Below are 21,310 nucleotides of genomic sequence, written 5' to 3' on the forward strand. Positions count from 1 at the left end.
GCCTCCGCCAGCTATGTGGGAGCGCTGCGGCCGGCCTGGATAGCGCCTCCGTCAGTCCTGTCGCATCGACGTCAGCAGGACGCTGAGAGTCGGTGCAGACTGTCAAGATAAGGCGACCAGTTCTTCTGTCGCGTAGCCTTCGTCGCCGAAGCGCTTGCGCCCGAAGTCGCGGTCGAGCCGGCTTTCGTGTCGGGTCGCATGCGTGGCCTCATGGCTGAGGGTCGAGTAATAGGATTGCGCGTCGCGGAATGCCTCGAAGGGCGGCATCTGAATGTAATCCAGCGACGGCACGTAAAATGCGCTATCGCCGCCATGCCGGATATCGAAGCCGGTGGCTGTGAAGAAGCCTTCCGCATGGGCGATGCGCTGATCGGGGTTCGGCTCGGCGTTCGCGGGCGCATAGTAATGCGCGGGCAGGTCTTCGATCTGCTCGATGTTGAAGACCGTGTAGGCTTTCAGGAACGGGATCGCGCGCTCCTCGTCTTCGCCGTTATCGCCTTCCTCGGTGCGCACTAAGGTGTTGGCGTAAACGACGGGGCTGCCCTTCTCGCCTTTGCGGACATGACCGCCGAGCTCAAGCGCCTGCTTGAACGTCATCCATATTGGCGCGGCATAGTGCCGTTCCATCGCCGAGCACCACAGGGTGAGCACATTGATGCCGGCATAGGGCTGGCCGTTATGGCGCAGCGGGCGCGACACGTGCCCTGCGGCATGGGCGGCGTTCCACGGCTGGGTCCAGGGTTTCACGCCCTGCTCCAGCGCGGCAACGATCTGGTTGGTGATGCGGGAATAGATGTCCTGCTTTGACTTGTTATTCGTCATGATCTGTCTCCTTTCGCTGATGTTCCTCACGACGCGAAAGAAGACGGACGGGCGGATAAGGCGGGCGGTCAGCACGGAGCGAAACGCCTTTGCGCTTCGCACAATGGCGCAAAGGAGCGACGGGCTCATGGCCAACACGGTCAGCCGGAGCTTCAGCGAAGGCGGATGGTGCGGGCGGCCATTGACCGCGCGCCGCGCCCGGCCAGGCTTGCGTCGTTGACTGAGGAACAGCGAAACGGAGACGGCTCGATATGGCAGGGCCAAAGCCGTGATCATTCCACTGCACGAGCGGCACGGATGCGGCTCAGCAATGCGCCCAGGGCGTACCCGTTTTCGCGCGCGGGATCGAAGCCGAACGGCCGAAACGCTGCTGTGCCGCAGGCGACACAGGGGTTCGGTTCACGAGAGCCCGGTCCGGAGCGGAGCGAGGGGCGCGCTCAACCAGTTGCGGCAATGCAGGAAAAGATCGCGAAGGGAGAAATTCGCGCTGCCGGTGGTCCATGAGATAGCCGGATTCACCGCCACGGCGCGCGCCACCGAGGCCCTGCAATAAGAATTTTGCAAGTCTCGCATCTCTTCGAGCTTGGCACGCAGATAGATCGCAATCTCGATGATACTGAACGAAAGCGCTGTATTTGTGGATAAAAGTATTTCTGTGTTTCTGTATTGCAGAATGTTTCTTTTATACTCTGCGTATGATTATTTCATTTCTCAATCAAAAAGGTGGTGTGGGCAAGACGACGCTGGCGATCAATACGGCAGCGGCGCTCGCGACAGCGGGCAGGAAAGTCTTGCTGATCGACGCCGATCCGCAGCAAACGGCGGCGCAATGGGCGACGCTGCGCGAGGACACGCCGTTCACCGTGGCCTCCCTCGCCCGCCCGCGCATGGCCCGCGATGCGATGGCGCTTGCCGCCGATTACACGCACACGATCATTGACGGCCCCGCGCGCGGCCAGGACATCGCGCATTCAGTGGTAATCGCGTCCGACCTGGTGATCGTGCCAATCGAGCCCGGTGGTGCCTCGCTCTGGGCTGCGGCGGAAACGCTTGAAGGCATCCATAACGGCCGCGCGCTCAAGGAAAACCTGGAAGCCGCCTTTCTGGTTTCCCGGAAACACAGAAACACGGTGATCGGGCGCGAAGCGAAAGACTACGCCGCCGACGCCGGCATTCCCATTCTGAAGACAGAGATTCATAACCGCGTGGCCTTCGCCGAGGCGCTGACGGTCGGGCAAACGATTTTCGAATGGGCGCCGGTGGGCCCCGCCGCGAAGGAAATTAGAAAACTGAGCAAGGAGTTGTTGAAGTTCGATGAGTACGAAGACATTCACCGGCGCGAAAAAACCCGCGCGGCAGCCGACGCCTGAAGAGATCGCGGCGTTCGAGGACACCGGCCGGGCACTCGAAAGGCGAAGGAAGATCACCGCAAAGGCGGAAAAGCGTGAAAGCAGGAAGGCGGAATCCCGTGAACACGAAAGCACGGAAGTCCGTGATGGCGGAAACCAAGTTTCACAGAAACACGGAAACCCGGATCGGCGGAAAGACGATTCTGCTGCGCCACAGAAGCACGGAAACACAGAAACCAGCAAAGCCGCAGACACGGAAACACGGACCCTGGAAGCGATCGTGCGGCTGACGATCGATCTGCCCGAAAGCGCCCACACACGCTTCAAGGCGGCTTGCGCCTCGACCCGCCGTAAGATGGTGGACGAGGTGAGAGACTTTATCGAACAGCGCACGGCCGAGCTTGAAGGCGATCTCGCCGGACGCCGTTAGGCCGATACAACCAGCACAACATTCGAATCAAGCGCGCCGGGGAAGGCGAGCAACCGCAATATCTCCGCGCAACTGTCTGCGCGATACGGCGCGGCTGGCCTTAGTTTGGAGAACAGACTTGATCTGGAAGTCAATATTTCCCACAATTTCAGATGATCTATTCAGATCGCGACGAATTATATCTAATCAATTGGTGTATTTAATGACATAGACAAAAAGAAAACCCGCCGAAGCGGGCTAAAAATATCCTGAGATATTCAAAAATAAACAAAATTCCTAATCCGAATATCTCAAATAAAGATCGTTAATGCAAGAACTTCTTGCAACGATTTTGTATTGCCTGATTTTCCGCGGGTTTTCTCCAACCGAAAGGAGAAAACAACGATGCTGAATACCCACATTCCGAGCGAATCGGAGCTTATGGTGCAGGCGCACCGCGCCTTGAAGGAGCGGATCGCTGGAAGCCCGCCACCGCGTCCGGCAACAGAGCCGACCAGGTCGCAGGCCGATCAACCCGGTCCTTCACCGGAGAGAACGGCGCGCCGTGAGCGCTCGCTGCAAACCTGCCACCGCTACAGCCTGGATGAGCGTCCGCGCCATGCGCGGCCGGAAGAGACGGGCGCCTATGTGCCCGCGCTCTCGGCGACGCTTGAGAACGACAGCAACCTGACCGACGGGGCGCGGCGGCTTGCCCGCAAGCTCGCCGAAGTCATCTACCGGCAGAACAGGGCGGGGCGCTTCACCGAAATCACCGTCACCTACCTGATGAACGCGCTGCGCCGCTCGCGCCGCACGATCCAGCGCTATCTGCGCCTGCTGGAGCGCGAGGGCTATATCCATACGCAAGTGGTGCGCGGCGCGCGTTCAAGGCTCTGCACCGGCCTGCTGATTGCGCTGTGCCAGCCGCTCTTCGCCCGGCATCATCAACAGCAATGGCCCTGCAAGCTGCGGAATCCAGGGGCGTCAAAAGAGTCACAGAATTACAGGACTCAAGAATTCAGAGGAAAGGGAGAGCACCTTTCCGTCCGGCAATGGAGCTTCCTCTGCATGGAAGGCGTGTTCCGCGCCTTTATGAAAACCGATCCACCCAGTCTTATGAAAAAAGCGCCGCCCCTGACAGGCTGACCCTTCCCATAAGCGCTCTCCCATCGGCTTCTGTGCACGCCGAAATACCGGAAGACGGCTTGGCAAGGAGAGCGTGTGGCGGGGCCAAAGCGTTATGACAAACATTGTGTTCGCGGAGAGAGTGGGGGCCGGAGGATCGGGGAAAGGCGCTTTGCGGCGATAGTCTGCCGTTTGCGGGACGGTGCCGTTATGCTCAGGGCATGACCCGGCACACGGCAAAAGACTTCCGGGAAGGCGGGAAGGCGCGGCTGCTCCTCGACTATGAGGGCGCGGCCTATGCGCTGTCCATGACCGTGGGGGCGCTGCAGGACCTCGTCTATAAGGGCAGGGGGCCGGTGGTGACGAAGATCGGCCGGCGCACCTTCTTCGCGGTCAAGGATCTGGAAGCCTTTGTCGATGCGCACCGCCAAGGGCTATAGAGCGCTATAGCGCGCGCGGGATCAAGCACGCTGCGTGTTCCGGTTTTTCCCGCCGCGCGGCTTTGAGAGCTTGGCGAGCTCGTCGGCCAGGTGCTCGCTTCTGAGATTGGCGTAGCGCTTGAGCGACTTCGGGTCCTTGTGGCCGGACAGCGCCATGACGGCCGTGTCGGACCAGCCCGCCTCGACCAGCGTCGAAACCCGCTCGTGCCGTGTGTCATGGAACCGGAAATGCTCAAGGCCGGCCTTCTTGCGCGCGCGGTTGAAGGCGAGGCGGAAAGCGTTGGCCGTGATCGGGAACACCCTTCCGTCAAGGCTGCGGGGCAGGGCCTTCAATATCTCGATAGCGCGCGGGGACAGCGCGACGCTGTGATCGATGATCTTCTCCGGGCTGCGGCTGTTCTTGACGCCGCGCAGCAGGACCGACCGGCCGGAAAGATCGACATCCTCCCATTTGAGGGCGAGGAGGCTGCCCCGGCGCGCGCCGGTCTCGAAGCCGAGTTCGACAAACGGCCGGAGCCAGGCGCCGCGCGCCGATGAACAGGCGTCCAGCAGGCGGGCGATCTCGTCCTGCGAAAGCCGCACGTCGCGCTCGTCGTTGACGGCGGGCCGTGCCACGTCCTCGGTGTTGACGGGGTTCACGATTAGCCCGAGCCGCCGCTTGCGGTAGTCGATGACCCGTTTGAGCATGGTCAGCTCGCGCCTGACCGTCCCCGGCGCGATCGTCTTGCCGCTCTTCAGGCGCCCGGCCAGGCGACGGTCGCGGTAGCCTTCAAAATGCTCCGGGGTGAGGTTGGCGACGGCATGGGCGCAGAGTTCGGTTTCTGCGCGCAGGAAGCGCTCAAGCCGTGCGCGCTCGGCGACACGCGAGGATTCGCCGGGGCGCTTGTCGGTCACTTCTTTCAGATAGAGCTCGATCAGCTCTTTGAGCGTCGCGCGCTGCCCCGCGGAGCGGTCCACAAAATGACCGGCCGTCATTTCGCTTTCGATCCGGTGCGCCCAGTCCTGGGCCTTCTTCTTCGTCGGGAAGGTCGCCGATTGCGGCGGCCAGCCCTTGCGGCGAACCTTCACCTGCCACTGTCCGCCTGCGCGCTTGCTGATCGTAGCCATGGGACCGCTCCGAAAAACCGAGAGCGAGTGTCCCAAATTTGTCCCAATATGTAAAGCACGAAACAGGAACGGTGCGGCGCACCTTCGTAAATATCTGGTCTTTAAGGGAAAATTTGGCGCACCCGACAGGATTCGAACCTGTGACCTCTGCCTTCGGAGGGCAGCGCTCTATCCAACTGAGCTACGGGTGCGTGGCAGAGGGGGGACCATAACCGATCGGTCGCGGCGCGACAATCCGCCAGAGCATGTTCCGCAAGAGTGGGAACCGGTTTTGCGACCAGAACTTGCTCAAACAAAAAGACAAGAGCGAAATCCGGTTCGATTCGAGTGGATTTCGTTCCACCGCCATATGCGGCGTGAACGGCGCCGGCGCAAGCGTCCGGCCCGGCCCTTGCACAATGTGATGCCGGAACAGGTCGAATCAAGGATTCTGCGCCATGCCGGGACCGACTGTGCCAGGACGGGTCGCCTGGGTCGATTACGCCAAGGGTTTCTGCATCGTCATGGTGGTGATGATGCACTCGACGCTGGGCGTCGAGGCGGCGGCCGGCCAGGCGAGCTGGATGAACGGCCTGGTCGAGTTCGCGCGGCCGTTCCGCATGCCGGACTTCTTCCTCCTCGCCGGCCTGTTCCTCGCCCAGGTCATCGACCGCGACCGGCGCGACTATCTCGACCGCAAGGTCGCCCACTTCGCCTATTTCTACGCGCTCTGGGTCACGATCCAGTTCGCCTTGCGGGCGCCGGGCCAGATCGCCGACGGGGGGCTCGGCGGCCTGGCGCTCGCCTATCTTCTCGCCTATGTCGAACCCTTCGGCACGCTGTGGTTCATCTACCTTCTGCCGATCTTTTTCGTCGTCGCCAAGCTTGTGCGCGGCGTTCCCTGGTGGGTCGCCTTCCTCATCCTCGCCGGCCTCGAGATCGCGCCGGTCGAGACCGGATCGACGGTGATCGACGAGTTCGCGCAGCGCTTCGTCTTCTTCTATATCGGCTATGCGATGGCCGCCACCGTCTTCCGCCTCGCCCGGTGGGCGCAGAAACGGCCGGCGCCGGCGCTTGGCGGGCTTGCCCTGTGGGCCTTCGTCAACGCCACGTTCGTCATGACGGGCTGGGCCGTTTTGCCCTTCGTCAGCCTGGCGCTCGGCTTTGCCGGCGCCGCCGCGGTGGTCGTTGCCTCGGCGCTTCTCGCGCGCCTGCGCCTGTTCGACCTGCTGCGTTATTGCGGCGAGCATTCGCTCATCGTCTATCTCGCCTTCTCACTGTTCATGGCGGCAACGCGGATCGTGCTTCTGAGGGTCGGCGTGATTTCCGATCTCGGCCTTATCTCGTTGACCGTCACGGCGGCCGGCGTCACCGGCCCGCTGATCCTGCATCTGATGGTGCGGGGCACGCCGGCGCGCTACCTCTTCGTCCGGCCGCAATGGGCGCGGCTGGAGGCGGGCGGGCTTAGGCTGCGCGCGGCCGCCTGACCGCGCCCCCCAAGGGCCAACACAAGGGGTACAAAGCGGGGGCGCTCATGGCATAGTCGCCTGCATGAGCGACGAAGCCCCATCCGTTCCGATCAAGTCCGGCGACCATGTCATTCTGGTCGACGGCTCCTCCTACATCTTCCGCGCCTATCACGCCCTGCCGCCCCTGACGCGGACCTCCGACGGGCTTCCGGTCGGCGCCATCGCCGGCTTCTGCAACATGCTGTGGAAGCTGCTGCGCGACGCCGACGGCGGCGAAAAGCCAACCCACATCGCCGTCGTCTTCGATTATTCGGGCAGGAGCTTCCGCAACGACATCTACCCCGAATACAAGGCCCACCGCCCCGAGCCGCCGGAGGATCTGGTGCCGCAGTTCGGCCTCATCCGCGACGCGGTCAAGGCGTTCAACGTCGCCGGCGTCGAGCAGGAGGGCTTCGAGGCCGACGACCTCATCGCCACCTATGCCCGCGAGGCCGCCGAGAAGGGCGCCAACGTCACCATCGTCGCCTCCGACAAGGATCTGATGCAATTGGTGGGACCGAAAGTCTCCATGCTCGACACCATGAAGAGCCGGGTGATCGGCGAGGCGGAGGTTGCCGAGCGCTTCGGCGTGCCGCCGGAAAAGGTCGTCGAGGTGCAGGCGCTGTCGGGCGATTCGACCGACAATATCCCCGGCGTCCCCGGCATCGGCGTCAAGACCGCGGCCCAGCTCATCGCCGAATATGGCGATCTGGAGACGCTGCTTGCCCGCGCCGGGGAGATCAAGCAGCCGAAGCGGCGCCAAAGCCTGATTGAATTTGCCGAGCAGGCGCGCGTCTCGCGCAGACTCGCGGAATTGAAGCAGGACGTGCCGCTCGAAACGCCGCTGCCGGAGCTTGCCGTGCGCACCGTCGATCCGGCGCGGCTGATCGCCTTCTGCAAGGCGATGGAGTTCAACACGCTCACCCGGCGGGTCGCGGAAGCAACCGGCGCCGACCCTGCCGATATCGAGGCCGATGCCAAGCTTGCCGCCGGCAGCAAATCGTCCAAGGTTGCGGTCGCCGCGGCGGCGCCCGAACCCGTGGCCAAACCCGCCGCAAAGACGGCGCGGAAAGGCGTCGAGAACACGCCCCAGGCGCTGGTCACGACCAGGCGCGCCGAGGCTGCGAGCCAGCCGGTCGACAACACCGCTTATGAAACGGTGGCGACGGTGGAGCAGCTCGATGCCTGGATCGCCGAAGGTTTCGAGGCGGGCCTTATCGCCGTCGACACCGAGACCACCTCGCTCGACGCCATGCAGGCCGACCTGGTCGGCGTGTCGCTGGCGCTCGCCCCCGGCAGGGCCTGCTACGTGCCGCTCGGCCACCGCAAGGGCGACGGCCTCGATCTTGACGGCGACGGCGGGCCGCTGCAGCAGATCCCGCTGAAGGAGGCGCTCGCCAGGCTCAAGCCGCTGTTGGAGAACGAAGCCGTTCTCAAGGTCGGCCAGAACCTGAAATATGACTGGCTGGTGCTTGCGCGCCACGGCATCGAGATCAAGCCCTACGACGACACCATGCTTCTTTCCTATGTGCTCGACGCCGGCCGCAACGGCCACGGGATGGACGAGCTGTCGCAAATACATCTCGGCCACACGCCGATCGCCTTCAAGGACGTGGCGGGCACCGGCAAGGCGAGGGTCACCTTCGACCTCGTCGCCATCGACGCCGCCACCGCCTACGCCGCCGAGGACGCCGACGTCACCTTGCGGCTTTACCGGGTGCTCAAGCCGCGCCTTGCCGCCGAGTCCATGACCACGGTCTACGAGACCCTTGAGCGGCCGATGGTCGCGACCCTGGCGCGCATGGAGCGCGACGGCGTGCGCATCGAGCGCCAGATGCTGGCGCGGCTTTCCGGCGAGTTCGCGCAGAAGCTCAGCTCAATCGAGGCGGAACTGGAGAAGCTCGCCGGCGAGCCCTTCAACCCCGGCTCTCCGAAGCAGATCGGCGACATCCTGTTCGGCAAGATGGGTCTTGAAGGGGCCAAGAAGACGAAGACCGGCGCCTGGGCGACCGGCGCCGGCGTCTTGGAGGATCTCGCCGCCCAGGGCCACCCGCTGCCGCAGCGGCTTCTCGACTGGCGCCAGCTCTCCAAGCTCAAATCGACCTATACCGACACGCTGCCGGCCCATATCGACCCTGAGACCGGGCGCGTGCACACCTCCTACGCGCTCGCCTCGACGACCACCGGCAGGCTGTCGTCCTCCGATCCCAACCTGCAGAACATCCCGGCGCGCACCGAGGAAGGACGGCGCATCCGCTCCGCCTTCGTCGCCGAGAAGGGCCACAAGCTCATCAGCGCCGACTACAGCCAGATCGAGCTGCGCGTGCTCGCCCACTGGGCCGACATCGCGGCGCTGAAGAAAGCCTTCGCGGATGGGCTCGACATCCACGCCATGACGGCGAGCGAGATGTTCGGCGTTCCCGTCGAGGGCATGGACCCGCAGGTGCGCCGGCGCGCCAAGGCGATCAATTTCGGCATCATCTACGGCATCTCCGCATTCGGGCTCGCCGCCCAGCTCGGCATCCCGCGCGGCGAGGCGGCCGAATACATCAAGACCTATTTCGAGCGCTTTCCCGGCATCCGCGACTATGTCGAGGAGACCAAGGCCTTCTGCCGCAAGCACGGCTTCGTCGCGACGCTGTTCGGCCGCAAGGCGCACTATCCGGAGATCAACACCAAGAACCCGCAGATGCGCGCCTTCATGGAACGGGCGGCGATCAACGCGCCCTTGCAGGGGTCCGCCGCCGACATCATCCGCCGCGCCATGATCCGCATGCCGGCGGCGCTCGAGAAGGCGAAGCTGAAGGCGCGGATGCTGATGCAGGTCCACGACGAGCTGGTGTTCGAGGCGCCGGAGGACGAGGTCGAAAAGACCATCGACCTCGCCAAGAAGATCATGGAGGAGGCGCCGGAGCCGGCGATAAAACTCTCCGTCCCCCTCATCGTCGATGCCCACGCGGCGGCGAACTGGGAAGAAGCGCATTAGCGTGACTTGAATGAACCAACAGTCAAATGAAACCATGGGTCAGCAGACATCGTCTTCGGTCTTGCGAGTGCGCGCGGTTTTGGGGTTCATCCAATCACAGCAAGCGTAGCCTGGATGGAGCATTAGCGAAATCCAGGGCAACCGGCGCGACAACGAGACCGGTCCCGGATTACGCTGCCGCTCCATCCGGGCTACATGGGCCGAGAGCGTTGCCGCCCAGGAAAGTTGAAGTGATCCGACGCTACCGCAGGACGCGACCGGGACTTAAGAAAATCCGATGCCGGGTGAAGCCCGGAAGCGACGCCTAAGAAAAGGAATCGCGGCAACAGAAAAGCGCGCTCTTTGACCGGCAAGGAGGGTTGCAGACGATTCTGCGGTAGGCCGGCAGGGTCAGGAAGTCGATGAACTCGGGGCCGAAGGAGACCTGCTCGAAGATCTCGATGGCGTCGGCGAAATGGCCGCTTTCGAAAGCCTCGGCGCCGAGCATCTGGCGCAGCTTCTTCATCTCGTCTTCGATCAGCTTTTCGACCCAGGCCTCGGTCACGCGCTCGCCGCCCGCGGTCTTGGCCTTGTGGTGCAGCCACTGCCAGATCTGGGCGCGCGAGATTTCCCCCGTCGCCGCTGCGCCTCGAACCTGCGCTGCAGCTCGGCGACGAAGCCAAGGGCCTCGGGCGTCAGGATCTCGTCATGGCGCGACCCCGGCGCCGCGGTGATCGAAACGCCCGGGACGATTTCGCGGCGGTCGCGCCCCGATGTGGCGGCGGTCATGGTCCTGCGTCCCCTCGGCGCCAGCCGGCCCCGTGGCTAGAGCGAAACGGTCACGATGCGCGTGTAGTCTAGGGCAATGCGGGCGGCGCAAAGAGGAAAGGAGTTTTTGTTTTCAAATACTGGAACGAACTGCCGCTCATCCCGTCAATCCGAGCGCCGCCGGCCGCGGCCCGCCGGTCGCCCAGTCGAGAAGCTCCAGCGTATGGACGATGGGGATGGCGGTCGCGGGCCCGAGTTGGGTCATGCAGCCGATATTGCCGGTGGCGATCAGGTCCGGGGTGACCGCCTCGATGTTCCTCACCTTGCGGTCGCGAAGCCGGCGCGCGATTTCGGGCTGCAGCATGTTGTAGGTGCCGGCCGAGCCGCAGCACAGATGCCCTTCCGGCACGTCGCGGACGCGAAAGCCGGCCTCAACGAGAAGCCGTTTCGGCAGGGTGGTGATCTTCTGGCCGTGCTGCATCGAGCAGGCGGAGTGATAGGCGACGGTCAGTTCGGAATGTCGCACCGGGGCGAGAAGGCCTATTTCGCCGATGAATTCGGTGATGTCCCTGGCCAGCGCCGAGACCTTCGCCGCCTTCTCGGCATAGGCCGGATCGAGGCGCAGCATGTGGCCGTAATCCTTCACCGTGGTGCCGCAGCCGGAAACGTTGACGATGATGGCGTCGAGGCCCTGGCCTTCGATCTCCCTTATCCAGGCATCGACATTGCGCCGGGCAAGCGCGAGGGCTTCGTCCTCCCGGCCCATGTGATGGACCACCGCGCCGCAGCAGCCCTCGCCGTCGGGAACGACCACGTCCGCGCCGTGGCGATTGAGCAGGCGGATGGTCGCCTCGTTGAGGTCGGGCCGCAGCACCGGATGGACGCAGCCCGACAGCAGGGCGACGCGGGCTTTGGCCTTGCCTTCGGCGGGCGATAGGGCCGGCAGCGCGGCGGCGGCGGCCGGCAGGCGCTTGGGCGCAATCTCCAGCATGGCGGCGATGCGCTTCAGCCCCGGTATCGGCGCGAAGATAAAGCGCAGCGGCCGCGCGAGGCTGCCCGCCTTCGTCACCCAGCCGAACAGCTTGGGGTCGGGCAGCACGCGCGCCAGGAAGGCGCGGATGAAACGGTCGAAGAGCGGCCGGCGATAGGTCTTTTCGATATGGGCGCGGGCGTGGTCGACGAGATGCATGTAGTCGACGCTGGCGGGACAGGTGGTCACGCAGGCAAGGCAGGACAGGCAGCGGTCGATATGCTTGACCAAGCCCGCATCGGCCGGCCGGCCTTTCTCCAGCATGTCCTTGATGAGGTAGATGCGCCCGCGCGGGCTATCGAGCTCGTCGCCGAGCAGCACATAGGTCGGGCAGGTCGCCGTGCAGAAGCCGCAATGGACGCATTTGCGCAGGATTCCGTCGGCCTCGGCGATGCCGGGGTCCTGGAGCTGCTCGTCGGTGAAAAGCGTCTGCATGGGCCCTCACACGCCGGCATACATGCGGCCGGGATTGAGGATGCCGGCCGGATCGAAGCTTTCCTTGAGCCGCCGGGTGAGCGCCGCGAGGGACGCTGGCTGCGGTTGGAACACCGGCACGGCGGCGCGCACGGCAGGTTCGGCGCGGATCAGGGTTGCATGGCCGGTGGTCTCGGAGAGCGCGCCGCGCACGACCGGCTCGCAGGCATCCGCGCTGGGCGCAAGCTCGAGCCAGACGAGACCGCCGGCCCAGTCGAACAGGCACTGGCCTTCGGCCTGTTCGAGGATGCGCGCCGCGACCTTTCCGCCTTCGAGCGGCGGCACCGAAAGCCGCCACAGCGGACGCTTGGGATCGGCGGTGAAGTAATTCACGTCGCGCACCTCGCGCCACAGCCGCCGCGTATCGTCGGCCCCGAGCTGCCCGGCCGCGCCGAACGGCCTGAGCAGTTGCTTCAGCTTCTCGACCCGCGAGGCGACGGACGGGCCGAAGCCTTCCAGGCGCAGGATTGTGAGGGATCGGCCGCCGCCGCGGACGGTCTCGACCGCCGAGCGGGCGGCGACCTCGGCCGGCAGGTGCGCCGCGCCCGACACGTCGCAGGCCGACCCCATGGCCGCGCTCATCGCCTTTGCCGCCGCGTCGGCGCCAAGACCGGTAAGGACGACGCCTGCCGCCGTCTCCGCCGCCGGCAGCACCTTGAGCGTGACATCGGTCATCACCGCGAGCGTGCCCCAGGAGCCGGCGAGCCCCTTGGCGAGATCGTAGCCGGTGACGTTCTTGACCACCCGGCCGCCGGACTTGAACGTCTCACCGCGCCCGGAGACCGCGGTAAGCCCAAGGAAATGGTCGCGCGCGGCGCCCGCCTTGATGCGCCGCGGGCCGGAGAGGTTGGCGGCGATGACGCCGCCGATGGTCGCCTTGCCCGGCTCGCCGCCGAACAGCGGCCCGAGATCGCCCGGCTCGAAGGCGAGCTCCTGGCCCTTCTCCCCGATTGCCGCCTCGATCTCGGCAAGCGGCGTTCCGGCGCGCGCCGAGAGTACCAGCTCCTCCGGCTCGTACAGGGTGATGCCGGTCAGGCCGGAGACGTCGAGCGTGATCTCGGCCTGTTCGGGACGGCCAATCGCCCGCTTGCTTCCTCCGGCGAGTACGGCGAGCGGGCGCTTCTCGGCCGCCGCCCAGGCCACCGCCTGCTCGACTTGCCTGGCGTCGCGGGGCTTGAGCCGGTCGGCCATCGCCCGCCTCAGAATCTCGGAATGTCGGGAAAGGGCAGCTTGCCGCCGGAGACGTGCATGCGGCCGAGTTCGGCGCAGCGGTGCAGCGTCGGGAACATCTTGCCGGGGTTCAGGAGCTGCTTGTCGTCGAAGGCGCATTTGACACGCTGCTGCTGTTTGAGATCGTCCTCGGAGAACATCTCGCCCATCAGGTCGCGCTTTTCCACGCCCACCCCATGCTCGCCGGTCAGGACGCCGCCGACCTTGACGCAGAGCTTCAGAATGTCGGCGCCGAAGGCCTCGGCGCGTTCCAGCTCGCCCGGCTTGTTGGCGTCGTAGAGGATGAGCGGATGCAGATTGCCGTCGCCGGCATGAAACACGTTGGCGACGCGGAGGTCGTATTTCTCCGACATGCCACGCATCGCCGACAGCACCTCGGGGAGCCGGTGGCGCGGGCTGGTGCCGTCCATGCAGTAATAGTCGGGCGAGATGCGGCCGACGGCGGGAAAGGCCGCCTTGCGTCCGGCCCAGAATTTGAGCCGCTGCTCCTCGCTGGTCGAGGCCCGCAGAGAACTCGCCTTGTTGCGCTTGGTGATTTCCTCGACGCGGCTGATGAGATGGTCGACCTCGGCCTCCGGGCCGTCGAGCTCGACGATCAGCAGCGCCTCGACGTCGAGCGGATAGCCGGCATTGACGAATTCCTCGGCGGCGTGGATCGCCGGGCGGTCCATCATCTCCATGCCGGCGGCGATGATGCCCGCGCCGATCACCTCGGCGACGCAGTTCCCCGCGTCCTCGCTGGTCGCAAAGCCGATGAGCAGCGCGCGTGCCGTCTCGGGCGCTTTCAGGATGCGCACCGTGACCTCGGTGATGACGCCGAGCAGGCCCTCCGAGCCCGTCATCAGGCCGAGCAGATCGTAGCCGTCGCTGTCGAGATGCTTGCCGCCGAGGCGCACGATCTCGCCGGTCATCAGCACCATTTCGAGCCCCAGCACATTGTTGGCGGTGAGCCCGTATTTGAGGCAGTGCACGCCGCCGGAATTCTCCGCCACGTTGCCGCCGATGGTGCAGGCGATCTGGCTCGACGGGTCCGGCGCGTAATAGAAGCCTTGGTGCGCCACCGCGCCGGTCACCGCCAGGTTGGTCACGCCCGGCTGGGCGGTGACGCAGCGATTGGCGAAATCCACATCCAGGATGCGGTTGAACTTGCCAAGGCCGAGCAGCACCCCGTCGGCGAGCGGCAGGGCGCCGCCGGAAAGCGAGGTCCCGGCGCCCCGCGGCACGACCTTGATGCCTTCGGTATGGCAGTAGCCGAGAATTTCGGAGACCTGACGTGTGGTCTCAGGCAGCACGACGATGAAGGGAAGCTGCCGGTAGGCGGTGAGCCCGTCGGATTCATAGACCCGCATCTCGTTTTCCGACGCGATGACCCCCTCGCCGGGAACGATGGCGCTGAGCCGGCGCACGATCTCGTCGCGGCGGGCGAGAACGCCCGTGTCGGGAGCGGGCATGCTGAGACGGGACATCAGCGGCAACCTGACGCGGAGAGATATGTCGAAACTGTGGCAAACACGCGCATATTTGATAAACTGGGCAATAACATAATCTTTGTTTCCGGCGTAGAAAGAATATGACTCCGATCCAGGATATGGAGATTTTCGCCCGGGTCGTGACCGCCGGGAGCATGACGGCGGCGAGCCGCGAACTCGGCATCTCGCCCGCCGTCGTTTCCAAGCGCATCCGTCGCATGGAAGAGCGGCTCGGCTCGCGGCTGTTGCAGCGCACCACCCGGCGTCTGGCGACGACCGAGACCGGCCAGGGCTATTATGAAAGGGTGGTTGCCATTCTCGCAAGCGTCGAGGAGGCGGAAAATTTCATCGCCCGGCGCAACGCCGCCCCCAAGGGGATGCTGAAGGTGACCGCGCCGACCTCGTTCGGGCGCATGCATATCGCGCCCTATATCGGCGAGTTTCTCGCCGCCAATCCCGAGCTGCAGCTCAGTCTCGATCTTTCCGACCAGCTCGTCGACCTCGTCGGCGAGGGATTCGACGTGGCGATCCGGATCGGCGAATTGGAGGATTCGAGCCTGGTCGCAAGGCGCCTTGCGCCGAACAACAGGGTCATCTGCGCCGCGCCGGGTTACCTGCAGCAACACGGCGCGCCGACCACGCTTGCCGATCTGCCGCGGCACAATTGCCTGGCCGCCATAAACCAGGATCTGTGGCGCCTGGAAGGGCCGGAGGGGCCGATCAATGTGCGGGTCTCCGGCAACATTCACACCAATTCGAGCGAGGTGGTGCGCGAAGCGGTGCTGACCGGCGTCGGCATCGCGCTGCGCTCGACATGGGACGTCGGTCCGGCGCTCAAGGCGGGAAAGCTCAAGGTCATTTTGCCGCAATACCGCTCGTCGCGCCGGGTGGCGCTGTTCGCGGTCTATCCGAGCCGCCGTTTCCTGCCGTTGAAGGTCAGGGTGTTCATCGACTATCTGGCCGGAATTTATGGGCCGGAGCCCTATTGGGACGCCGGCCTCGGCCTGCCGCGCCTGTCCTGCGTGAGCGGATGAGGCTCAGGAGCGCTGGCCATAGCTCCGCCGCACGCGCCGCACCACCCACCACACGGCCAGCACCACCACCGGCACGGAGAGCGCCTCGATCAGGCCTTCGGGCACGGAAATGCCGGCGCTCTTGATGCCGCCGATCAGATAGCCGATCAGCCCGACCACGTAATCGCTGACGGCGGCCACCGACAGTCCCTCCACCGTGCGCTGCAGGCGCAGCTGCAGCTTGGCGCGGCGGTTCATCGATTCGAGCAGGCTGCGGTTCTGCTGCTCGAGCTCGATGTCGACCCGGGTACGCAGCAGATTGGCGGCGCGCGACAGCCGCAGCGACAGCGTGGCGAGCCGCTCCTCGACGAAGCGGCAGGTCTGCAATGCCGGGCCCATGCGCCGGCGCAGGAACGATTCCCAGCTGCGATGGCCGCTGACCGGCTCGGCGCCGATCGCCCGGATGCGCTGGTCGGCGATGTCGCCATAGGCGCGACTCGCACCGAAGCGGTGCGAGGTTGCCGCCGCCTGCGCCTCCAGATCGGACGCCAGCATGGTGATGCGGTCGAGCAGGAGCCGGTTGTCCTCGAAGCCGCCGGCATCGCGCATGCGCGCCATGATGTCGGCAAGGTCGGCTTCCACCCGGCGCACGACCGGCTGCAGCCTGTTCGCCTCCGGAAGCGCCATCAGCGCCAGCAGCCGGTAGGTCTCAAGCTCGATCAGGCGCTGCACCAGAACGCCTGAGCGTTGCGCCCCGAGGCCGCCATCCTCGATCAGGATGCGCGTCATGCCGCCGGGGCCGGCGCTGAAATCGGTGGCGATGCGGGCCGTCCCCCGATCGATGTCGACGACGCATAGGCTCGCCGGATCGAACAGCCGCCCGACGAGTCCGTCCTCCCCGCCGGCGGCAACAAGGGCGACCTGGGTCGCCGCGATCAACGGCCCCGGCGCGGCAAGCGCGACGCCGGGCAGAACGTCGGCGAAATCGGCGCGGCCAAACGGCGCGCCGGCATTGACGCCGGTGTCGAAGGTGTAGCTGGTAAACTCGGTATGCTGCTCCCAGCGCAGCCGCACCGGACCCAGCTCAAGGCACACAAACTTGGCCTGGCGGGGCTCGTCGAGGCCGCGGCCGCGGGCGAGTTCGGCGATCTGCTTGCGGTCCTCGGCGCCCTGCCGCTCGTCGGTCACGAAGGCGTAGTGGACGATGCGCCGCGGGGTCGCAATGCCGAAGAAGGGCCGCGCATGCACCTCGCCGATGAGCTGCGCGCGCAGCGGATGGTCGGCGACGCCGCGCCACAGGCCCGTCGCGGGTTTCTCGTCTGAGGTTCGGGTCTTTCTTGCCATGATCGCGGATCGCGGGTGGGGCCGCGGGCGCCGGATGAGCGGCGCGGCGGCGGCGACCATATCTGCGGTTGACCGGATATGCCAGAGGTGGTCGGATGGCGCGCGCTTTCTCGCATGGGTCCAGGTGTTTGTCATGCCGCAATCCCGGCCGCGCGTCGGTCTGTTCGTCACCTGTCTCGTCGATCTGATGCGGCCGAGCGTCGGCTTCGCCGCGGTCAAGTTGCTGCAGGCGGCGGGCTGCACGGTCGAGGTGCCCCGGCTGCAGACCTGTTGCGGCCAGCCGGCCTACAATTCCGGCGACCGCGGGGGCGCCGAGCGCCTGGCCCGGCAGACGATCGAGGCGTTTTCAGGCTTCGATTACGTGGTTGCGCCGTCGGGTTCCTGCGCCGGCATGCTCAAGGTGCACTATCCGCGGCTTTTCGACGACGACCCGGCGATGCGCGACAAGGCCGCGGCGCTGGCCGAGAAGGTCCACGAGCTGGTCTCGTTTCTCGTCGACGTGCGCGGCCTGAAGAAGGTCGCGGCAAGCCACAACGGCACCGTCACCTATCACGATTCCTGCTCGGGGCTGCGCGAGCTCGGCATTTCCGAGCAGCCGCGGGCCCTCTTGCGCAAGGTCAAGGGGCTGAAGCTTGTCGAGCTTGCCGAGCGCGAAGCCTGTTGCGGCTTCGGCGGCACCTTCTGCGTCAAATATTCCGACATTTCCAACGCCATGGTCGCACGCAAGACCGCCGACATCGCGGCGACCGGCGCCGATCTGGTGCTTGCCGGCGATCTCGGCTGCCTGTTGAACATCGCCGGCAAGCTGAAGCGCGAGGCAGGCGTGGCCGAGGCGCGGCACGTCGCCGAGGTGCTGGCCGGCATGACCGATACCCCGCCCATCGGCGCCGAGCGGCGCTGACGGATCAGCCCATGCAGCCGCGCTCGGCCGCCTTCAAGGACAACGCCCGCGCCGCCCTCGCCGACGCTGAGCTTCAGCGAGCCTTGCGCGTCGGCGGCGGCGGCTTCGTCGAGCGCCGCCGCAAGGCGGTCGCCAAACTGCCCGAGTTCGACACGCTGCGCGACGAGGCGCGCGACATCAAGAACCACACGCTCGACTATCTCGACCTTTATTACGAGCGCTTCGAGGAGAAGGTGCGGGCCAATGGCGGCCAAGTGCATTTCGCGCCGACGGCCGAGGACGCGCGCGATATCGTCCTCGACATCTGCCGCCAGGCGAAGGCGCGGACCGTCACCAAGGCCAAGTCAATGATCGCCGAGGAGATCGGCCTCAACGCGCACCTTGAGGCCAATGGCATCGAGGCGGTGGAGACCGATCTCGGCGAATATATCATCCAGATCCGCGGCGAGAGCCCGAGCCACATCATCGCGCCGGCCATTCACGTCACCAAGGAACAGGTGGAAGCGGACTTCCGGCGGGCGCATGCGTGGCTGCCGGCCGACCGCGACCTCAAGGCGCCGGAAACCCTGGTGCGCGAGGCGCGAGCGGTGTTGCGCGAAAAATTTCTCGCCGCCGATGTCGGCATCACCGGCGCCAACATGCTGATCGCCGAAACCGGCAGCTCAGTCATCGTCACCAACGAGGGAAACGGCGATCTCACCCAGTCTCTGCCGCGCGTGCACATCGTCGTGGCGAGCCTGGAGAAGATGGTGCCGACGCTCGAGGACGCAACCGTCATCCTGCGGGTGCTGGCGCGGTCTGCGACCGGCCAGGAGCTGTCGGTCTATACCACTTTTTCCACCGGCGCGCGCCGCGCCGACGACCCGGACGGGCCGGCGGAATATCACGTCGTGGTGCTCGACAATGGCCGCACGCCGATGATCGGGACGAAGTTTCAGGACATGCTGCGCTGCATCCGCTGCGGCGCCTGCATGGACCATTGCCCGGTCTATCAGGCGGTCGGCGGACACGCCTATGGCTGGGTCTATCCGGGACCCATGGGGGCGGTGCTGACGCCGCAACTTATCGGCATCGATCGGGCAGGCCACCTGCCCAATGCGTCGAGCTTCTGCGGGCGCTGCGAATCCGTCTGCCCGATGCGCATTCCGCTGCCGAACCTGATGCGCCATTGGCGCGAGCGCGAATTCGAGCGGCATCTCTCGCCGAAAAGCGCGCGCTGGGGCTTGGGCCTGTGGGAATTCGCCGCGACAAGGCCGCGGCTCTACCGCGCCGCGGTCAACATCGCCGTGCCTTTGCTGGCCATGCTCGCCGGCCGCCGGGGGCGCCTCAAGAGACTGCCGCTTGCCGGCGGCTGGACCCGGCACCGCGACCTGCCGGCGCCCGAGGGGAGCACCTTTCAGCAATTGTGGCGCAAGAGAAAGGCGGGCCGGTCATGAACGCGGAAAAGCGGCGCCAGGCGGTGCTCGACGGCTTGCGCCGTGCGCTCGGCGTGCGCGGCGATGAAAATGCGCGCCGGGCCATCGTCAAGGGGCGGATCGAGAACCATCCGCGCGGCACCATCCCGAAGCGCGCGCGGCTTGCCCCCTTCAAGCGGGTCGAGCTGTTCATCGCCATGGCGGAAGCCGCCGACGCCACAACCGCGCGGGTCGAGGACAAGAGCGGGGTGGTCGCCGCCATCGGCGAATTCCTGCTGAGCCGCGACCTGCCGGGCGATCTCGTGCATGGCGGCGATCCTTACATCGGAAGCCTTGACTGGCGCGCCCACAGGGAGATCAAAGCGCGCCGTGGCGCGCCTCGTCCGGAGGATGCGGTGTCGTTCGCGAAGGCGTTTGCCGGCGTCGCCGAGACCGGCACGCTGGTGATGATGTCCGGACCGGAGAACCCGACGACGCTCAACTTCCTGCCGTTCACCGAAATCGTGCTCCTCGAGGCCAAGGACATCGCCGGCGACTATGAGAGCGTGTGGGACAGACTGCGCGCCGAGCGTGGCGCCGGCAGCATGCCGCGCGCGCTTGTCTGGGTCACGGGCCCGTCGCGCTCGGCCGATATCGGCCAGGCGCTCCTGCTCGGCGCCCACGGCCCCGGCAATCTGCACATCATCATCGTCGGATAGACGGCTAGAGCGGTTCATGGTTATACGAAACCATATGACAGGGATGATTTTGCGCCGTGGCGGTGTTGCGGCTGTTGGCCGATGCACCGCATCGCCCGGCGAGCCGCGTCTGCTCGGATGAACCGATTTGGCCCATCGAATCGATTCCCTATAACCATGAACCGCTCTAGGCCGCCGGGCCGCCTTTCCGGGCAGCGGCGAACTCGGCTTCCAGATCCGCCAGCAGCCGCTTGAAATCGTCCGGCACCGGCATGCCGAAGGCGCGCATCTCGCCGAGCTTTTCGCGCAATTGCAGGTAAAGCTCGTGCTTGTCCTCCGGCTGGTTCTCCATCTGCTTCAGCAGAAGCGAAATTTCCGCTTCGATCTCCTCAAGGGCCATATGCGCGCTCCCTGGTGCCTCGTCCACTGATGCGGACAATAGGATGTACCGGCCGTGCAATCCAGGCCCGGCCGTGGCACGGCAATTGTTCCCGGCCATGCATTTCGTTTCCGGAATGAAATTCGATGGCGATAGTCACCAGCTTGTCCACAACTCGTCCAGGCTGTCTTCAGGGGCGGTCCACATGCCTTCGGCTCGGGCGGCGCGCCATCTGCCGAGGCGAACCTGCCCGGCCCTGAAGCTGGAATGTTTGCTCACTTGAGGCGGTGATAGACGCTGGACCCATAGGGGTCGGCGGGAACGGACGCGGAAAGGAATGCCCGTATCTGCGAGGTCGTGCCGGTGAGGGTGACGGTCGCATCCGGATCGCCGTCCTTGATCTCTCCCTCCAATCGGCCCGCCTCGATCGCCTCCCGCACGAATGCCGTCTCGGGAATATCGATCCTGAGCGTGTCGGGATCCTCGAGCGCCATCCGTCCGATGAAGCGGTCGATCGGATTGGACGCGTCGGGAAATGGGTCCGGGCCCCGCGGCGCCGCCTCGAAATAGATGGCGGCGCCGATCTCGGTCAGGCGCACATCGAACAGCGTGCGGCCCACGTCGATGTCGTCATTCCCCGGCTCGACATAGATATATGCAATCTTGCCGAGCGTCGGATCGCCGTCGTCGGGCCGGATCGTCAGCAACCAGACAGAGCCGTCCTCCGCGCGCGCCCAAGTGCCGGTGATGCTTTCGTCGATCGGCAGCGGATTGTCGATGATGGTGTTCTTTGTCTCGAGCAAACAGGCGGCAAGCGGCAACGCGCACAGCATGACGCCGAACAACCGAACAAACGCGCGCATCGTCTTTCCTCCGGTCGACTGCCGCACTGGCGCGGATCCGCGG

At 65.5% G+C, this 21,310-nt stretch carries 19 protein-coding genes, 1 tRNA gene and 1 pseudogene; 10 read left to right on the forward strand and 11 right to left on the reverse strand.

Annotation, left to right across the window (positions count from 1 at the left end; translation table 11 throughout):
• Positions 1 to 111 precede the first annotated feature (111 nt).
• Positions 112 to 822, reverse strand: a pseudogene (locus tag Q8P46_18295) (ArdC-like ssDNA-binding domain-containing protein).
• 695 nt (positions 823 to 1,517) lie between these two features.
• Here Q8P46_18295 and parA point away from each other — a divergent pair.
• The 4 genes from parA (at position 1,518) to Q8P46_18315 (ending at position 4,145) form a co-directional block, all read left to right on the forward strand.
• A complete protein-coding gene (gene parA / locus Q8P46_18300) occupies positions 1,518 to 2,192 on the forward strand; it encodes a ParA family partition ATPase (protein ID MDP2622097.1) in 675 nt (224 codons plus the stop codon).
• The gene (locus tag Q8P46_18305) at positions 2,137 to 2,601 is read left to right on the forward strand and encodes a hypothetical protein (protein ID MDP2622098.1); all 465 of its coding nucleotides are present in this window, start codon (positions 2,137 to 2,139) and stop codon (positions 2,599 to 2,601) included. Before parA ends, Q8P46_18305 begins: the two co-directional genes overlap by 56 nt.
• A gap of 384 nt (positions 2,602 to 2,985) precedes the next feature.
• The gene (locus Q8P46_18310; GenBank protein MDP2622099.1) at positions 2,986 to 3,726 is read left to right on the forward strand and encodes an HTH domain-containing protein; all 741 of its coding nucleotides are present in this window, start codon (positions 2,986 to 2,988) and stop codon (positions 3,724 to 3,726) included.
• A 200-nt stretch (positions 3,727 to 3,926) separates the two neighbouring features.
• Positions 3,927 to 4,145 carry a hypothetical protein gene (locus tag Q8P46_18315; protein ID MDP2622100.1) on the forward strand — a complete coding sequence of 73 codons (219 nt, stop codon included), beginning with the start codon at positions 3,927 to 3,929 and terminating at the stop codon, positions 4,143 to 4,145.
• Positions 4,146 to 4,166: 21 nt separating this feature from the next.
• On the opposite strand, the gene Q8P46_18320 is transcribed toward Q8P46_18315, so the two are convergent.
• Together Q8P46_18320 and Q8P46_18325 are read right to left on the reverse strand one after the other, a co-directional pair.
• The gene (locus Q8P46_18320) at positions 4,167 to 5,252 is read right to left on the reverse strand and encodes a site-specific integrase (GenBank protein ID MDP2622101.1); all 1,086 of its coding nucleotides are present in this window, start codon (positions 5,250 to 5,252) and stop codon (positions 4,167 to 4,169) included.
• 114 nt (positions 5,253 to 5,366) lie between these two features.
• Positions 5,367 to 5,443, reverse strand: a tRNA-Arg gene (locus Q8P46_18325).
• Between the two features lie 246 nt (positions 5,444 to 5,689).
• On the opposite strand from Q8P46_18325, the gene Q8P46_18330 reads away from it, so the two are divergent.
• Both Q8P46_18330 and polA read left to right on the forward strand, forming a co-directional pair.
• The gene (locus Q8P46_18330) at positions 5,690 to 6,718 is read left to right on the forward strand and encodes an acyltransferase family protein (GenBank protein MDP2622102.1); all 1,029 of its coding nucleotides are present in this window, start codon (positions 5,690 to 5,692) and stop codon (positions 6,716 to 6,718) included.
• A 64-nt stretch (positions 6,719 to 6,782) separates the two neighbouring features.
• Positions 6,783 to 9,725: a DNA polymerase I gene (gene polA / locus Q8P46_18335; GenBank protein ID MDP2622103.1), complete on the forward strand. Its 2,943-nt coding sequence runs from the start codon at positions 6,783 to 6,785 to the stop codon at positions 9,723 to 9,725.
• Positions 9,726 to 10,029: 304 nt separating this feature from the next.
• Here the strand turns inward: polA and Q8P46_18340 are convergent, their stop codons facing one another.
• The 5 genes from Q8P46_18340 to Q8P46_18360 form a co-directional block, all read right to left on the reverse strand.
• The gene (locus Q8P46_18340) at positions 10,030 to 10,305 is read right to left on the reverse strand and encodes a hypothetical protein (GenBank protein ID MDP2622104.1); all 276 of its coding nucleotides are present in this window, start codon (positions 10,303 to 10,305) and stop codon (positions 10,030 to 10,032) included.
• Positions 10,266 to 10,493: a hypothetical protein gene (locus Q8P46_18345; protein MDP2622105.1), complete on the reverse strand. Its 228-nt coding sequence runs from the start codon at positions 10,491 to 10,493 to the stop codon at positions 10,266 to 10,268. The genes Q8P46_18340 and Q8P46_18345 overlap by 40 nt, the downstream gene beginning before the upstream one ends.
• Positions 10,494 to 10,629: 136 nt before the next feature.
• Positions 10,630 to 11,937, reverse strand: coding sequence for a glycolate oxidase subunit GlcF (gene glcF, locus Q8P46_18350; protein ID MDP2622106.1), 1,308 nt, complete (start codon positions 11,935 to 11,937; stop codon positions 10,630 to 10,632).
• Positions 11,938 to 11,943: 6 nt separating this feature from the next.
• A complete protein-coding gene (glcE, locus tag Q8P46_18355; GenBank protein ID MDP2622107.1) occupies positions 11,944 to 13,167 on the reverse strand; it encodes a glycolate oxidase subunit GlcE in 1,224 nt (407 codons plus the stop codon).
• Positions 13,168 to 13,175: 8 nt separating this feature from the next.
• Positions 13,176 to 14,672, reverse strand: a complete 1,497-nt coding sequence (locus tag Q8P46_18360) for an FAD-linked oxidase C-terminal domain-containing protein (GenBank protein ID MDP2622108.1) — start codon at positions 14,670 to 14,672, stop codon at positions 13,176 to 13,178.
• 104 nt (positions 14,673 to 14,776) lie between these two features.
• Between Q8P46_18360 and Q8P46_18365 the strand changes: the two genes are divergently transcribed.
• A complete protein-coding gene (locus Q8P46_18365; GenBank protein MDP2622109.1) occupies positions 14,777 to 15,709 on the forward strand; it encodes a LysR family transcriptional regulator in 933 nt (310 codons plus the stop codon).
• Between the two features lie 3 nt (positions 15,710 to 15,712).
• Here the strand turns inward: Q8P46_18365 and Q8P46_18370 are convergent, their stop codons facing one another.
• Positions 15,713 to 17,032, reverse strand: coding sequence for a DUF3422 domain-containing protein (locus Q8P46_18370; GenBank protein ID MDP2622110.1), 1,320 nt, complete (start codon positions 17,030 to 17,032; stop codon positions 15,713 to 15,715).
• A 133-nt stretch (positions 17,033 to 17,165) separates the two neighbouring features.
• Here Q8P46_18370 and Q8P46_18375 point away from each other — a divergent pair, with 133 nt between their 5' ends.
• The 3 genes from Q8P46_18375 to Q8P46_18385 are packed head-to-tail and all read left to right on the forward strand — an operon-like array spanning position 17,166 to position 20,046.
• On the forward strand, positions 17,166 to 17,933 hold the full coding sequence (locus Q8P46_18375) for a (Fe-S)-binding protein (GenBank protein ID MDP2622111.1): 768 nt from the start codon (positions 17,166 to 17,168) through the stop codon (positions 17,931 to 17,933).
• A gap of 11 nt (positions 17,934 to 17,944) precedes the next feature.
• On the forward strand, positions 17,945 to 19,369 hold the full coding sequence (locus Q8P46_18380; GenBank protein ID MDP2622112.1) for a LutB/LldF family L-lactate oxidation iron-sulfur protein: 1,425 nt from the start codon (positions 17,945 to 17,947) through the stop codon (positions 19,367 to 19,369).
• Entirely contained in the window at positions 19,366 to 20,046 is a 681-nt protein-coding gene (locus Q8P46_18385) for an LUD domain-containing protein (protein ID MDP2622113.1), read from the forward strand. The genes Q8P46_18380 and Q8P46_18385 overlap by 4 nt, the downstream gene beginning before the upstream one ends.
• Before the next feature lie 166 nt (positions 20,047 to 20,212).
• Here Q8P46_18385 and Q8P46_18390 read toward each other — a convergent pair whose 3' ends face one another.
• Positions 20,213 to 20,425 (reverse strand): hypothetical protein, encoded by a 213-nt coding sequence (locus Q8P46_18390; GenBank protein ID MDP2622114.1) that lies wholly within the window; start codon positions 20,423 to 20,425, stop codon positions 20,213 to 20,215.
• A gap of 254 nt (positions 20,426 to 20,679) precedes the next feature.
• On the reverse strand, positions 20,680 to 21,267 hold the full coding sequence (locus Q8P46_18395) for a hypothetical protein (protein MDP2622115.1): 588 nt from the start codon (positions 21,265 to 21,267) through the stop codon (positions 20,680 to 20,682).
• Between the last annotated feature and the right edge of the window lie 43 nt (positions 21,268 to 21,310).

Source organism: Hyphomicrobiales bacterium (genome assembly GCA_030688605.1).
Classification (GTDB): Bacteria; Pseudomonadota; Alphaproteobacteria; order Rhizobiales; family NORP267; genus JAUYJB01.

Coding starts and splice junctions, on each gene's coding strand:
- parA (MDP2622097.1), top strand. CDS start 1,518: ATGATTATTTCATTTCTCAATCAAAAAGGTGGTGTGGGCAAGACGACG.
- Q8P46_18305 (MDP2622098.1), top strand. CDS start 2,137: ATGAGTACGAAGACATTCACCGGCGCGAAAAAACCCGCGCGGCAGCCG.
- Q8P46_18310 (MDP2622099.1), top strand. CDS start 2,986: ATGCTGAATACCCACATTCCGAGCGAATCGGAGCTTATGGTGCAGGCG.
- Q8P46_18315 (MDP2622100.1), top strand. CDS start 3,927: ATGACCCGGCACACGGCAAAAGACTTCCGGGAAGGCGGGAAGGCGCGG.
- Q8P46_18320 (MDP2622101.1), bottom strand. CDS start 5,252: ATGGCTACGATCAGCAAGCGCGCAGGCGGACAGTGGCAGGTGAAGGTT.
- Q8P46_18330 (MDP2622102.1), top strand. CDS start 5,690: ATGCCGGGACCGACTGTGCCAGGACGGGTCGCCTGGGTCGATTACGCC.
- polA (MDP2622103.1), top strand. CDS start 6,783: ATGAGCGACGAAGCCCCATCCGTTCCGATCAAGTCCGGCGACCATGTC.
- Q8P46_18345 (MDP2622105.1), bottom strand. CDS start 10,493: ATGACCGCCGCCACATCGGGGCGCGACCGCCGCGAAATCGTCCCGGGC.
- glcF (MDP2622106.1), bottom strand. CDS start 11,937: ATGCAGACGCTTTTCACCGACGAGCAGCTCCAGGACCCCGGCATCGCC.
- glcE (MDP2622107.1), bottom strand. CDS start 13,167: ATGGCCGACCGGCTCAAGCCCCGCGACGCCAGGCAAGTCGAGCAGGCG.
- Q8P46_18360 (MDP2622108.1), bottom strand. CDS start 14,672: ATGTCCCGTCTCAGCATGCCCGCTCCCGACACGGGCGTTCTCGCCCGC.
- Q8P46_18365 (MDP2622109.1), top strand. CDS start 14,777: ATGACTCCGATCCAGGATATGGAGATTTTCGCCCGGGTCGTGACCGCC.
- Q8P46_18370 (MDP2622110.1), bottom strand. CDS start 17,032: ATGGCAAGAAAGACCCGAACCTCAGACGAGAAACCCGCGACGGGCCTG.
- Q8P46_18375 (MDP2622111.1), top strand. CDS start 17,166: ATGCCGCAATCCCGGCCGCGCGTCGGTCTGTTCGTCACCTGTCTCGTC.
- Q8P46_18380 (MDP2622112.1), top strand. CDS start 17,945: ATGCAGCCGCGCTCGGCCGCCTTCAAGGACAACGCCCGCGCCGCCCTC.
- Q8P46_18385 (MDP2622113.1), top strand. CDS start 19,366: ATGAACGCGGAAAAGCGGCGCCAGGCGGTGCTCGACGGCTTGCGCCGT.
- Q8P46_18390 (MDP2622114.1), bottom strand. CDS start 20,425: ATGGCCCTTGAGGAGATCGAAGCGGAAATTTCGCTTCTGCTGAAGCAG.
- Q8P46_18395 (MDP2622115.1), bottom strand. CDS start 21,267: ATGCGCGCGTTTGTTCGGTTGTTCGGCGTCATGCTGTGCGCGTTGCCG.